The following is a 13,722-nucleotide window of genomic DNA, read 5'->3' as shown; positions in this document are numbered from 1 at the left end:
AATATACCATTAAATTAACGCTTAAAGAAGAGAATATATCTTCAATGGCGTATTAATAATTCTTTCCATTGATATTTTATGACGAGCCTTGTTGATGGCAGGTAAACTTCATGCAATCAGGATGACGGCGTTTCCAAAGTTATTGATGTGAAATTGATGCAGGATAAAAAAGATAATGTGATAAAATAGTAAATATATTTCAAAAAGTAAGGAAGGGTATTATGAGAATTGGAATCATTGGGGGAGGGGCCATCGGGCTGCTTTTTGCGTCTTATTTAAGTGAAAAACATAGTGTGACTCTTTATACCCATACTGCGGATCAGGCGTCCATCATCCAACGTGATGGAATCCGTCTTATTGCGGGTGGTGAGAGCCGGCTGCTGACAGGCATCATTTCTATGGGGTTGGATGAAGGGATAGCGGATGTAGATCTTCTTATATTGGCCGTCAAGCAATATCACCTGCCGCAAATACTGCCTAGAATCAAAGGTATCCAGGTTCCAATGCTATTCTTGCAGAATGGCTATGGGCATATTTCTTATTTAAAGCAGCTTCAATCCCCGAACATATATGTGGGGGTAGTGGAGCATGGGGCATTGAAACATGACGGCAATACCGTCGAGCATACAGGGCTCGGCATTACAAGGATCGCTTCCTTTAAAGGGGAACTTGAGCAACTATCGTTAGTGGATGAAGGGCTCGATCATTTTCCATTTACGAAGAGTGAGGATTTTCACTCGATGCTGATGGACAAGCTTGTCGTCAATTCAGTGATAAATCCATTAACAGCAATACTTGGCGTGGAAAATGGCTGTTTGATTACGAATCCCTTTTATTACCGATTGTTCCGGGAGCTTTTTGAAGAAGTCTCGGGTATTTTGGAAGTTCAAAATAAGGATGAGTCATTCGAAAATGTGAGGTCCGTTTGTATGGCAACGGCGGAAAATCGATCATCGATGCTAAAAGATTTAGAAAATGGCCGTGAAACGGAAATTGATGCTATTTTGGGTCATATCCTCTCGGAGGCAAAGAGCAAAGGGAAAAGTTATTGCCTGACGTCTTCTTTATATAAGATGGTCAAAGGAAAAGAGTCTCAGGGGGGATGAGGATGTGCCGTACGTAGTTTCAAACCTTGCCGCGATATTTATTACCTTGCCTTTCGCAGGGTATATACTTTTTTTTATTAGTGCCAAACAATTTACTGGGAACCATAGGCGCTCCGTTCAATTTGCAATGGACATGAGTACGCTGCTGTTCGTATTATCCGTCCATTATTTGATCATTACGATTTGGGATAAGCAAATTCTTTGGTTGATCATGCTCATCATGATTCTTAACGCATTCTTGGTGGTCCTTGTCCATTATAAGGTAAAAGAAGAAATCATTTTCCATAAGGTATTAAAGGGTTTTTGGAGAGTGAACTTCGCCTTCTTTTTCGTGGCTTACCTTCTATTATTTTCCATTGGTATAATTACAAGTATTACGAGGATATTGACTACATAACATAGAACATCGCATCAATTTTCTGCTGCTGGGCAACTTCTTTTGTTTTCTTAAACCGGAATGTTATACTCTAAAAAGAATTGTAGTTGCAGAGAAAGGGAGAACAGAAATGGAGATGAAAGATCTCGCGTTACCATCTTTAAACCGTTTTGCATCGGACTATTTACAAAACCGTCTTGAAACGGAGGAATATTTTCACTATGACTTAGCAAAGCCTGACATTTATCTCAATAGATATAGTGAATTGATGAACCGCTCTTTTTCACGTGATGAATTGTCGGATTACATACAACAATACATGTCTCGTTTTTCATTCAGTGAGGCAGTTAAGGGGAATATTGAAAGGTTGCGCAGGGATGATTCCGTGGTTGTGATCGGAGGACAGCAGGCTGGGTTATTATCAGGGCCGCTGTATACCATTCATAAAGTGATTTCAATCATTAAGCTTGCGGAAGAACAGGAAAAAGAATTGGGGCAGCCGGTCATTCCAGTTTTTTGGATAGCTGGAGAAGATCATGATTTAGCTGAAGTCAATCATGTTTATGTCATGAAAAACGGTAAACCCGATAAAAAAACCTATCCTTCCTATCAACCGTATAAAACAATGGTTTCTGACGTGGAACTGGAAACGGAAAAGGCAGAGAAGTGGCTTGAGGAAATCATTGAAACATATGGAGAAACGGCCTTTACGAATAAACTCCTGATAGATATGAAGGAAACCATTAAACAATCCGATACCTTCGTCGACTTCTTCGCCAGGCTTATTCATGAATGGTTCAAAGAATATGGCCTTTTACTAGTCGATGCGGGAGATCCGGAATTAAGGCGAATTGAGAAGGTATACTTCGAATCGATGGTCAATGAAAGTGGACGGATTGCTGAAGTGGTAGAGGAACAGCAATCATTCATGCATGCGAAAGGGTATGCAAAAATGATTGAAATGGATAAACAGGCCGCTAATTTATTTTATTATGATCCAGAAAAAAAAGATCGATGTTTACTCGAACGTGTAGAAGGCGGTTTCAGCGGGAAAAACGGTGAGGTATCATTTACCGAGCTGGAACTCTTGCAGATAGCCAAAGACCATCCAGAACGATTAAGCAATAATGTCATTACACGCCCGCTTATGCAGGAAATGCTTTTCCCTGTATTGGCTTTCATTTCAGGGCCAGGGGAAATAGCTTATTGGGCGGAATTAAAAAAGGTATTTGAGTTGTTTTCCATGAAGATGCCGCCAATCATTCCTAGGTTAAACATTACGCTGGTAGAGCGCAGTATCCAAAGCGATCTTGAAGAAATGGAACTCAGTTTGGAAACTGTTCTGACTGAAGGAACCGCTAATGCTGTGAAAAGTTACCTTGATTCCGTGAAGGATGAAACGATTGACAATCTGTTTGGGACGCTGAAATCACAGCTTGAAGAGAATCATGAAAAGCTATTTGTCCACGCTGTCTCTTTAGATAGAGGACTTGAGCCGATGTTGAACAAAAACATCGAATTCATCCAAAAGCAATTGAATTTCATGTATGGCAAAATCGATGACCGTACAAAGGAACGGCATTCGGTCATATTGAAGAAATATGAACGGATAGCAAATTCACTGTACCCTCTTGAATCACCTCAGGAGCGGATTTGGAACGTGTTTTATTACTTGAATCAATATGGGCCGGAGTTCGTACGGGATATGATGAAGCTGGAATATCGGTTCAATAATCAGCATAAATTGATTTTCATTTAGAAAACCATCCGTTTTGGGGAAAAGTGGCGGACTAATCATTTTTTTATGAAGTTCCCACTTACCATTCCTGACGGAGGGAATAAAAAATAAAAAGAAGACAGGTGCTAAAGCCTGTCTTTTTTTCTGTTTCCCGGGCACTTGTTCGGTAGTGCTTCGACAGTAATAGTGGGACTGTGTCTTAGTCTGAGTCCATTCGAGGGAAATGCACGTTTCTTTGAATAATTTGGCTAAATAAACTTAAGAAGAAAAGAAGGGAATTTTTACTTGGAAGGAGAAAGTAAAAACAAGTGGAGAAAGGTGGGGGAATGTGGTACATTGAGATTAGAATGTGGGGGTAGTGGGTATGTTCATGGGAGAGTACCATCATAACATCGATATAAAGGGCCGCTTGATAGTCCCGGTGAAATTCAGGGAAAATCTCGGGGAGCAATTTGTTCTTACCCGCGGACTCGATCAATGTTTATTTGGTTATCCTATGGAAGAGTGGAAGCTGCTTGAAGAAAAGCTGAAAGCCCTGCCCTTAACAAAAAAAGATGCCCGAGCCTTTACCCGTTTTTTCTTTTCTGCAGCTACAGAATGCGAAATTGATAAACAAGGGCGAATTAATATCCCCACGCCGCTTACTTCATATGGCCAATTGGAAAAAGAATGTGTAATTCTTGGTGTTACCAATCGTATTGAGATTTGGAGCAAATCCCTTTGGGAAAACTATTTTTCAGCTTCGGAGGATTCTTTCGCTGAGATAGCAGAAAATATGATTGGCTTTGATATTTAAGGCTGCCCTCAGAAATAGAGTCACTCAATAACCGATTGGAAGGATGTCTAGCATGTTTCAACATACAACAGTGTTATTAAAAGAGACGGTTGATGGATTGAACATCAAACCTGATGGAATTTATGTGGATTGTACTTTAGGAGGAGCCGGTCACAGCGAATACTTGCTTTCACAGCTCTCTGACAAAGGCAGGCTTTATGCTTTTGATCAGGACGAAACGGCAATTCGGAATGCTAAGGAAAAATTGGAAAGCTATGGCGAACGTATTGTTCTTGTTCCTAATAATTTTAAATACTTAAAAGAAGAGTTGAATGCCCGGGGAATCGAGAAAGTGGACGGGATCCTTTATGATTTAGGCGTGTCATCCCCACAATTGGATACACCTGAGCGTGGTTTCAGCTATAACCATGATGCACCTTTGGATATGAGGATGGACCAAAGTGCTGCCATTTCTGCCTATGATGTCGTGAATACTTGGTCATTCCATGATTTGCTGAGAATTTTCTTCCAATATGGAGAAGAAAAGTTTTCGAAACAAATTGCCAGGAAAATTGAAGCGGCACGAGAAATAAAGCCGATTGAAACGACGTTCGAGCTTGTGGAGTTAATAAAGGATGGGATACCGGCCCCGGCAAGACGTAAAGGCGGACACCCTGCGAAACGAGTGTTCCAAGCAATAAGAATCGCTGTGAATGACGAACTTGGTGTCTTTGAAGATTCCCTGGAGCAAGCTATATCGCTTTTGGATAAAGAGGGAAGAATATCTGTCATTACATTCCATTCGCTTGAAGATAGAATTTGTAAAACGGTATTTAAAAAGGCCAGTAGCATGCCGGACCTTCCGCCTGGACTTCCAGTTATCCCGGATGAATTCAAGCCAACCATGAAAATAATTACGAGAAAACCGATTTTACCTTCGGAAGAAGAATTGGAAGGGAATAATCGTTCCCGGTCGGCTAAGCTAAGAATTGCCGAGAAGCAATAATTACAGAAAAAAACAGTAAGGGGGAACATGAATGAGTTCCATAGCCAAAAAAATACAAGAACAGCAATATGAAGACCAACAGCAGCAACAGACACATCAAACGGTGGTCATCCGTAAAGCGAAGATATCCATTGGTGAAGTTTTCTTACTATGTGCCCTTGCTATCATGGTTACCTTCATGGGAGTGAAAATAGTCTCAAATCAAGCGGCCATCTATGAAACGAATAAAGAGATTCAGCTAGTGGAAACGTCGATTGAAGAACAGGGTAAAGTGAATGATGATTTGAAAGTGCAGGTTGCTGAACTTAGTACATACGAAAGAATTTGGAAAAAAGCTGCAGCGCTAGGGTTCAAGTTAAATGAGAATAATGTGAAGGGTGTGCAGTGATAATGCAGAAACAAAAAAATATGAAGCATGGGGCAGCCGGATTATTCTTTTTATTCGGCCTGCTCTTTTTTGTATTAGTCTGCCGCTTTTTGTATATTCAGGTGACAGGAACAGCGGGCGGGGAGGTACTGGCTTCGAAAATCGACAAGAAATATGAACAAAAACAGGTCATAGAAGCTAAAAGGGGAAGCATACTCGATACAAAGGGTGAAGTCATCGCCGAGGATACCTCCTCCTATATCTTAAGGGCTGTACTCAGTGAAAAGGAGCCCGAGCATGTCAAGGATCCGGAGATGACCGCTAGTAAGCTTGCAAAATATATCGACATGGATGAACAGGACATATATGAGAGACTTACGAAAAAAGGGGCATACCAGGTGGAATTTGGCAGTGCCGGCAAGGATTTGACTCAGGTCGTCAAGCAGAAAATAGAAAAATTGGAACTGCCGGGAATTACATTCGGAAGAACCAATAAACGTTTCTATCCTAATGGGATTTTCGCCTCCCACCTGATTGGCTATGTAGAAAAGGATGAAGAAACGGGAGAAATGGCTGGTAAATTCGGCATTGAAAGGTACCTCAATAAAGAATTGCAGGAAACCGATGGGAAGCTGACATATGACAGTGATAGATGGGGCTTCCTTTTACCAGATAAGAAGGAAAAGGTGGTTGCCCCGGATAATGGCAATGATGTCATGCTGACCATCGATAAGAAAATACAAACGTTCTTGGAAGATTCGATGAGCAAAGTGCAGGAAAAATACGATCCCGAACAAATCATAGCGATTGTCTCCAATCCAAAAACGGGGGAGATTGTGGCGATGGGGCAAAGGCCTACCTTCCATCCGACAACGAAAGTCGGGCTAACGGATACATGGCGTAACCTGGCTATTGAAGAAACCTTCGAACCGGGTTCAACCATGAAAACTTTCACCCTTGCCGCTGCTGTTGAAGAAGGGGTATTTAATCCGAATGAAAGCTTTGTGGCAGGAACCTACAAAGCCGGATCGGGTAAAATCGGAGATCATAGCGGAATCGAAAGAGGGAAGAGCATGACCTTTCTTGAAGGGGTTCAGCGTTCCTCCAACGTCGCTTTCGCAACACTTGCAATGGATAAGATAGGAGCGGATACTTTTCGTGAGTATTTGACTAAGTTCGGATTTGATAAAAAAACGGGAATTGACCTGCCGAACGAGATAACCGGTAAAATTCAATACAAGTATAAGCTTGAAAAAGTGACTACTGCCTTTGGACAGGGTTCGACCGTTACACCGATTCAACAAATCCAAGCTGCATCCGCAATAGCCAATGATGGAAAAATGATGCGGCCATACGTGATAAAAAGCATTTCCGACCAGGATACCGGAAAAATTTTGAAAACGACAAAGCCGAAAGTGACAGGGCAACCGATTTCGGAAGAAACTGCAAAACAGGTACGTGATTATTTGGAAACGGTAATTACCGCGAAAAAAGGAACTGGGAAAAAATATGCCATTGATGGATATGAAGTAGCGGGAAAAACCGGTACCGCACAAATTCCAGGTCCGACAGGTAGATATTTAGAAGGGAAAAATAACTATGTATTCTCCTTTTTAGGCATGGCGCCAAAAGATGATCCGCAGTTGGTCATATATGTGGCGGTCAAGCAGCCGAAGTTAGGTGCATCTTATGTTGGGGCTGATCCATTGTCAGAGATATTTAATCCTGTCATGCAAAATAGCCTGCAATATTTAAACATCAAACCTTCTGATGTTAAAAAACAAAAAGCAAATAAAATCATAGATTATACGAATCAAACCGAGAGTTCAGCTGTCAAAGAACTGAAGGAACTTGGCTATGATGTTAGTACGATCGGAAGTGGGCGTAAAGTGCTCGATCAATCCCCAAAAGCCGGGAGTAAACTCTTACAGGGTGAAAAGATAATCCTCAGGACAGAAGGCGAAATGAAAGTTCCTGACATGAAGGGATGGTCCCTGCGCGATGTTATGAAATTGGCTAAGGTTGCAAAACTGGATCTGAAAACCGAAGGTGCTGGATACGTGAGTAAACAGAGTCTTGAGGCCGGGAAAAAAGTAAAGGAAGGGGAGACCATCAATATTGTATTATCCCAGCCTGAAGGGGCTGGTGTAGATTTACCGACTAAAGAGAAAACAGAGTGAAGATAAAGAGGGGATCCTAAATGGATTCCCTCTTTATTTCTTTCAAGGTTTCTAGTCTAGCATCAAGTAGACAAGCATATATTGAAGCATGTATGAAATGGAGGTGCCTGTTTTTGCGTGTTTCGAATGTTACTGTCCGAAAACGGCTGGCAATCGCATTGGCAATCGGTATCGTTGTTTTTTTTATCATTGATATCCGATTGGGAATTGTACAGTTTTATCTTGGGGATAAGTTGACGGGGCTGGCTAAAGATTCCTGGAGCAGGAATATTCCTTTTGAAGCCAAACGAGGAGAAATTCTCGATCGGAATGGTGTCGAGCTGGCAACGAATATATCTGCGCCAACGGTCTATGTGATCCCAAGGCAGATTGAGAATCCAGGGGAGACGGCGGAACAGCTTGCTTCAATATTGGATATGTCAAAGGAAAAGGCTTATCAATGGTTAACTAAACAGGCGATGAGCGTCAGGATTCCCGAAGGCAGAAAGATATCTCATGAAAAGGCGAAGGAAATTAAAGCATTAGGGATAAAGGGTGTTTATATCGCTGAAGATTCAAAGCGGCATTACCCATTTGGTGAATACCTTTCGCATGTTCTTGGCTTTACAGGCTCTGATAATCAAGGGCTGATGGGTATTGAGTTATCTTATGATAAGGAACTAAGCGGGGAAAAAGGATTCGTTAAATTTTACTCAGATGCAAAAGGGAAAAGGCTCGAGAATATGGCCGATGACTATAAGCCCCCTGTTGATGGTGATAACTTGAAGCTGACCATCGATAGCAAAATTCAGACAATTGTGGAGAGGGAGCTCGATAATGCGGAGGCGACATATGATCCCGATGGTATAATTGCCATTGCAATGGACCCGAACACTGGCGAAATACTGGCAATGTCCAGCAGGCCAACCTTCGATCCGGCCAATTTTCAAAATGTACCCTCAGAAGTGTATAATCGTAATTTACCAGTTTGGAGTATATATGAACCAGGTTCGACTTTTAAGATCATCACGCTTGCTGCGGCGCTTGAGGAAGGGAAGGTCGACTTACAAAAGGAACATTTTTATGATTCCGGACATGTGGAGGTGTCAGGGTCTACGCTGCATTGCTGGAAAAGCGGAGGGCATGGGGACCAAACCTTTCTAGAAGTAGTCGAGAACTCATGTAACCCTGGTTTTGTAGAATTGGGGAACCGGCTTGGTAAGGACAAGCTGTTTAAATATATAAATGATTTCGGGTTTGGGCAAAAGACGGGAATTGATTTAACCGGAGAAGGAAAAGGAATCATGTTCAACATGGATCAAGTGGGTCCGGTTGAGCAGGCAACGACTGCGTTTGGTCAAGGTGTAGCCGTAACGCCCATTCAGCAGGTGACAGCGGTTTCGGCGGCCGTGAATGGCGGGACTTTGTATACACCTTATATCGCGAAGGAACTCGTGAATCCAAAAAATGGGGAAGTGCTGATGCGAAAGACCCCTCAAGCGAAGAAAAAGGTGATTTCTGAAGCAACCTCGAAAAAAGTCCGTGAAGCACTTGAATCGGTTGTCGCCCAAGGGAGCGGTAAAGGGGCATTCGTGGAGTCGTACCGAGTCGGCGGGAAAACGGGTACAGCCCAAAAAGCTGAAAATGGCAGATACCTTGACAATAATTATATTCTCTCTTTCATTGGTGTCGCTCCAGCGGATGATCCGCAAATCGTCGTTTATATAGCTGTGGATAATCCGAAAGGAACGGTACAATTCGGCGGGGTCGTTGCCGCACCGATCGTTGGGAATATCATGGAGGATTCACTTAGGGCCATGGGCGTCAAGCCTAGGAAAAACCAGATTGAGAAGGAAACGGTCTGGACGGATCCCGTCATGGTCGAGGTACCTGATGTTGTGGGTCTCAGCAAAAAAGAGTTGCAAACTCAGCTCATCGACCTTAAGTTGGATATTGCCGGAAATGGGGATAAAGTCATAAATCAAGCCCCGGATCCGGGAGTTAAAGTAAAACAAGGCTCTACAATAAGAATTTATCTTGGCGAAAATACAGAATAAGTATAATATAATATATGAATAGTTAAAGCGGCTGAAGAATCATCAGCCGCTTTGTTTACGGAGTCGGGATAACCCCGTATAATTGAAATTGGTTTCTCGACAAGCCGAGGCTAATCACATATAATGAATCCTCAAATTAAGTTGAGAGGGATGGAAAAATGAAGCTTCACAAATTACTATCTTATTTACACTCCTTATTTCCGTATGAAGGAGAAAATCCTGAAATCACCTCCATTGAAAATGATAACCGTAAAGTCATAGACGGAAGTTTATTTGTTTGTATAAAAGGTTATACAGTCGATGGTCATGATTTTGCCCAACTTGCTGTAGAACATGGAGCTGCAGCAATCATTGCCGAAAGACCGCTTGACCTCGATGTTCCCGTGATCGTAGTCAGGGATTCGAGCAGGGCGATGGCGGTGCTAGCCGATGCATTTTATGGCCATCCAACTCAAAAGATGCGCTTGATCGGAATTACAGGTACGAATGGAAAGACGACGACCAGTCACTTATTGGAAAAGATTTTCGAGGATCGACAAGAAAAAACAGGCTTGATTGGCACGATGTATACAAAAATTGCCGATACGGTATATGAAACCAAGAATACGACGCCAGATAGCGTTACGCTGCAGAAGGCTTTTCATGAAATGGCCGAAGCATCTGTTACCACGGCTATTATGGAAGTTTCATCTCATGCACTTGAGCTTGGACGCGTCCATGGCTGTGATTATGATATTGCCGTCTTTACGAATCTTACACAGGATCATTTGGATTTTCATAAAACCATGGACAGATACAGGCAAGCAAAATCCTTGTTTTTCTCACAGCTCGGCAATGCTTACATAGAAAATCGTCCTAAATATGCTGTGCTTAATGCGGATGATGAGGCAACAGCTGATTTCATTAAAGCGACTGCTGCGACAGTGGTTACTTACGGCATAGACAAAGAAGCGGATATCAGGGCCACGGATATAAAAATTGATGCAAATGGCACATCTTTCACCTTGACAGTAGGTAAAGAAGAGCGATACATTCAGCTGAAGCTGATTGGTAAATTCAGTGTTTATAATGTACTCTCTGCCATTTCTGCCGCTCTGTGCGCCGGTAACGATCTGGATGAGACCATTAAATCCATCGAGGAAATAAAAGGTGTTGCAGGCCGTTTTGAGCTCATTACAGCGAATCAGGACTTCCCGGTCATTGTTGATTACGCCCATACTCCGGACAGCTTAGAAAATGTTCTCAAGACTGTTGGCGAGTTTGCTAGAAAGAAAATCTTTGTGATAGTGGGCTGCGGCGGGGACCGAGACAAGACAAAGCGTCCCATCATGGCTGAAATTGCTTGCAGCTTGGCGACTGACCCGATTTTCACTTCGGATAATCCGCGCAGTGAGGATGCTGCCCAGATCCTCCGTGATATGGAAGCTGGTGTCGCAGGCAAAGAATATACAGTTATCGAAGACCGCAGGCAGGCTATAGCTTATGCTGTTTCCAAGGCGGCAGAGGGCGACGTTATATTAATAGCTGGAAAAGGTCATGAAACCTATCAATTGGTCGGTGACGAAGTGCTTCACTTCGATGACCGTGAAGAAGCGGAAAAGGCAATTCAAAATCGTTTGGGTTCAGTTTGAACCGACGCTAAATTGCCCTGGAGCAAATAAGAAAAGACATCAAGCAGAATTTTATATTTGAATTGTGTTAGGAATGAGGGAGTAAGGAATGTTGGAACAAGTGATTTTTTATACGATTTTGGTGGCGTTTTTAGTAACCGTTCTTCTTTCGCCGATTTTCATCCCGTTTTTAAGAAGATTGAAATTCGGGCAAAGTATTAGGGAAGAAGGCCCACAATCGCATCTGAAGAAAACGGGAACACCCACCATGGGCGGTTTGGTCATATTATTATCTGTTACCATCGCTACACTGATCATGACTTTGAAATTTTCGGCACCTTCAACCGAAACGTATTTATTACTATTCGTTACCTTAGGTTTTGGTTTATTAGGTTTCCTGGATGATTTCATTAAAGTGGTCATGAAGCGAAACCTGGGACTGACCTCCAAGCAAAAACTGCTTGGACAAATTGTGATTTCGGTCATCTTTTACTTCGTCTTTAAGCAGACAGACCGTTTTAATCCTGAATTGACGATTCCAGGCACTGACTTTGCTTTTGATTTTGGCTGGTTTTATCTGTTTATCGTTATTTTCTGGCTTGTAGGTTTTTCGAATGCCGTCAATTTGACGGATGGGCTTGATGGACTTGTCTCAGGAACATCAGCCATTGCCTTTGGTGCTTTTGCCATTTTGGCCTGGAGTCAGTCTCAATATGATGTCGCTATTTTTTCGGTGGCGGTTGTCGGTGCAGTACTTGGGTTTTTGGTATTCAATGCACATCCAGCAAAGGTTTTCATGGGGGATACGGGTTCCTTGGCCCTTGGAGGAGCGATCGCAACCATCGCTTTGTTAACGAAGCTTGAAATCCTCCTGGTAATCATTGGCGGAGTCTTCGTAATAGAGACGCTCTCGGTCATCCTGCAGGTAGGATCTTTTAAAACGACTGGTAAACGTATTTTTAAAATGAGTCCGCTTCACCACCATTATGAGCTTTCCGGTTGGTCGGAATGGCGCGTCGTCGTGACTTTCTGGACAGTGGGGCTGCTGTGTGCGGTACTCGGAATCTATTTAGAGGTGTGGATATAATTGAAAGAGACTGCGAAGTATTCAGAGAAAAAGATATTAGTATTGGGTTTGGCAAAAAGCGGAGTGATGGCAGCTTCGCTTTTACATAAATTAGGTGCATTCGTAACAGTTAATGACATGAAGCCTTTATCGGAAAATCCTGAGGCTCAAGGACTTCTTGAACAGGGAATCAAAGTCATCTGCGGCAGTCATCCGATTGAGCTCCTTGATGAAGGTTTCGAGCTGATCGTGAAAAACCCGGGAATCCCCTATCGGAACCCTATTATCAAAGGGGCATTGGAAAAAGGGATTCCGGTAATAACGGAAGTTGAACTGGCCTATCAAATAAGCGAGGCACCTTTCATAGGAATCACTGGTACAAATGGGAAAACGACCACGACAACATTGATATACGAAATGTTGAAGACCGGTGAAAAATCCCCGCTGATTGCCGGTAATATCGGGACAGTGGCTTCTGGTGTTGCCCAAAAAGCAAAACCCGATGACTCGATCGTCATTGAATTGTCGTCGTTTCAGTTAATGGGAATAGACGAATTTCGTCCTGAAATCTCAATCGTGACAAATTTGTATGATGCACATTTGGATTATCACAGCTCCAAACAGGAATATGTCGAAGCAAAAGCTGCCATTACGAAAAATCAAATAGCCTCAGATTTCATGATTTATAATGCAGATCAAGATCTTGTTTTATCCATGGCGAAAAAGACCAAGGCTGAACTTGTCCCTTTTTCAGCTGAAGTGAAACATGAAAATGGAGCCTATGTGGAAAATGGTGCCGCCTGTTTCCGAGGAGAAAAAATCATTGAAGTTTCAGAGATAGCCCTACCTGGTAAGCATAATTTGGAAAATGTGCTCGCGGCCATCTCCGCGGCAAAACTGAAGGGTGTAGCTAACGAAGCCATTCAGACTGTACTGAAAACATTTTATGGTGTGGAGCACCGTCTGCAGTTTGTCGCAACGATCGATAACCGTAAATTTTATAATGATTCGAAAGCGACGAACATTCTTGCTGCTTCCAAAGCATTAACATCCTTTACGGAACCCGTCGTCTTATTGGCAGGCGGTTTGGATCGCGGAAATGAATTCGATGAGTTGAAACCGGCGATGAAAAATGTCAAAGCTGTGATAACTTTTGGTGAAACGGCAGAAAAAATTGAACGGGTAGCCAAAGAAATAGGAATAGCGAATATAAAACGTGTCGATAATGTAGAAAAGGCCGTACCGGCTGCATTTGAATTATCAAATGAAGGCGACTGCATTCTTCTCTCCCCGGCTTGTGCAAGCTGGGATCAATATAAAACTTTTGAGCAAAGAGGAGACATGTTTATGGAGGCCGTGCATAAACTTAAGTAAGAGCTTTCGCAAAAGAGAAGTGAACTTGCTTCTACGTTGACACCTTGGAAAAAAGCGATAATGAGCCGTTATCGCTTTTTTTTTGACT

11 protein-coding genes are annotated in these 13,722 nt (G+C 42.6%); all 11 read left to right on the top strand.

Annotated elements, in window-relative coordinates; genetic code table 11:
* The first annotated feature begins 221 nt into the window (after positions 1 to 221).
* The 11 genes from MPH60_RS14715 (at position 222) to murD (ending at position 13,634) form a co-directional block, all read left to right on the top strand.
* Positions 222 to 1,106, top strand: coding sequence for a 2-dehydropantoate 2-reductase (locus tag MPH60_RS14715; protein WP_241594370.1), 885 nt, complete (start codon positions 222 to 224; stop codon positions 1,104 to 1,106).
* A 4-nt stretch (positions 1,107 to 1,110) separates the two neighbouring features.
* Positions 1,111 to 1,503: a DUF3397 domain-containing protein gene (locus tag MPH60_RS14710; RefSeq protein WP_241594369.1), complete on the top strand. Its 393-nt coding sequence runs from the start codon at positions 1,111 to 1,113 to the stop codon at positions 1,501 to 1,503.
* Positions 1,504 to 1,612: 109 nt separating this feature from the next.
* Positions 1,613 to 3,241: a bacillithiol biosynthesis cysteine-adding enzyme BshC gene (bshC, locus tag MPH60_RS14705; protein ID WP_241594368.1), complete on the top strand. Its 1,629-nt coding sequence runs from the start codon at positions 1,613 to 1,615 to the stop codon at positions 3,239 to 3,241.
* A gap of 343 nt (positions 3,242 to 3,584) precedes the next feature.
* The gene (gene mraZ / locus MPH60_RS14700; protein WP_034313914.1) at positions 3,585 to 4,016 is read left to right on the top strand and encodes a division/cell wall cluster transcriptional repressor MraZ; all 432 of its coding nucleotides are present in this window, start codon (positions 3,585 to 3,587) and stop codon (positions 4,014 to 4,016) included.
* A 52-nt stretch (positions 4,017 to 4,068) separates the two neighbouring features.
* The gene (gene rsmH, locus MPH60_RS14695) at positions 4,069 to 5,001 is read left to right on the top strand and encodes a 16S rRNA (cytosine(1402)-N(4))-methyltransferase RsmH (RefSeq protein ID WP_034313911.1); all 933 of its coding nucleotides are present in this window, start codon (positions 4,069 to 4,071) and stop codon (positions 4,999 to 5,001) included.
* 31 nt (positions 5,002 to 5,032) lie between these two features.
* The gene (gene ftsL / locus MPH60_RS14690; protein ID WP_101224576.1) at positions 5,033 to 5,389 is read left to right on the top strand and encodes a cell division protein FtsL; all 357 of its coding nucleotides are present in this window, start codon (positions 5,033 to 5,035) and stop codon (positions 5,387 to 5,389) included.
* Positions 5,390 to 5,391: 2 nt separating this feature from the next.
* Positions 5,392 to 7,548: a penicillin-binding protein gene (locus MPH60_RS14685; protein ID WP_241594367.1), complete on the top strand. Its 2,157-nt coding sequence runs from the start codon at positions 5,392 to 5,394 to the stop codon at positions 7,546 to 7,548.
* Between the two features lie 113 nt (positions 7,549 to 7,661).
* Positions 7,662 to 9,584, top strand: coding sequence for a stage V sporulation protein D (locus MPH60_RS14680; RefSeq protein ID WP_241594366.1), 1,923 nt, complete (start codon positions 7,662 to 7,664; stop codon positions 9,582 to 9,584).
* A gap of 158 nt (positions 9,585 to 9,742) precedes the next feature.
* Positions 9,743 to 11,215 (top strand): UDP-N-acetylmuramoyl-L-alanyl-D-glutamate--2,6-diaminopimelate ligase, encoded by a 1,473-nt coding sequence (locus MPH60_RS14675; RefSeq protein WP_241594365.1) that lies wholly within the window; start codon positions 9,743 to 9,745, stop codon positions 11,213 to 11,215.
* 88 nt (positions 11,216 to 11,303) lie between these two features.
* Positions 11,304 to 12,281, top strand: coding sequence for a phospho-N-acetylmuramoyl-pentapeptide-transferase (mraY, locus tag MPH60_RS14670; RefSeq protein WP_101224579.1), 978 nt, complete (start codon positions 11,304 to 11,306; stop codon positions 12,279 to 12,281).
* Positions 12,282 to 13,634 carry a UDP-N-acetylmuramoyl-L-alanine--D-glutamate ligase gene (gene murD, locus MPH60_RS14665; RefSeq protein ID WP_241594364.1) on the top strand — a complete coding sequence of 451 codons (1,353 nt, stop codon included), beginning with the start codon at positions 12,282 to 12,284 and terminating at the stop codon, positions 13,632 to 13,634.
* The last annotated feature ends 88 nt before the right edge of the window (positions 13,635 to 13,722 follow it).

It is taken from the genome of Peribacillus sp. Aquil_B1, from assembly GCF_022603275.1.
Taxonomy (GTDB): Bacteria; Bacillota; Bacilli; order Bacillales; family DSM-1321; genus Peribacillus.
The sequence above is the reverse complement of the archived record's forward strand: the minus strand, read 5'-3'. Positions and strand labels throughout refer to the sequence as shown.

What these genes read in the sequence shown, in the direction of transcription:
- MPH60_RS14715 (WP_241594370.1), top strand. Translation starts at nt 222, where the DNA reads ATGAGAATTGGAATCATTGGGGGAGGGGCCATCGGGCTGCTTTTTGCG.
- bshC (WP_241594368.1), top strand. Translation starts at nt 1,613, where the DNA reads ATGGAGATGAAAGATCTCGCGTTACCATCTTTAAACCGTTTTGCATCG.
- mraZ (WP_034313914.1), top strand. Translation starts at nt 3,585, where the DNA reads ATGTTCATGGGAGAGTACCATCATAACATCGATATAAAGGGCCGCTTG.
- rsmH (WP_034313911.1), top strand. Translation starts at nt 4,069, where the DNA reads ATGTTTCAACATACAACAGTGTTATTAAAAGAGACGGTTGATGGATTG.
- ftsL (WP_101224576.1), top strand. Translation starts at nt 5,033, where the DNA reads ATGAGTTCCATAGCCAAAAAAATACAAGAACAGCAATATGAAGACCAA.
- MPH60_RS14685 (WP_241594367.1), top strand. Translation starts at nt 5,392, where the DNA reads ATGCAGAAACAAAAAAATATGAAGCATGGGGCAGCCGGATTATTCTTT.
- MPH60_RS14675 (WP_241594365.1), top strand. Translation starts at nt 9,743, where the DNA reads ATGAAGCTTCACAAATTACTATCTTATTTACACTCCTTATTTCCGTAT.
- mraY (WP_101224579.1), top strand. Translation starts at nt 11,304, where the DNA reads ATGTTGGAACAAGTGATTTTTTATACGATTTTGGTGGCGTTTTTAGTA.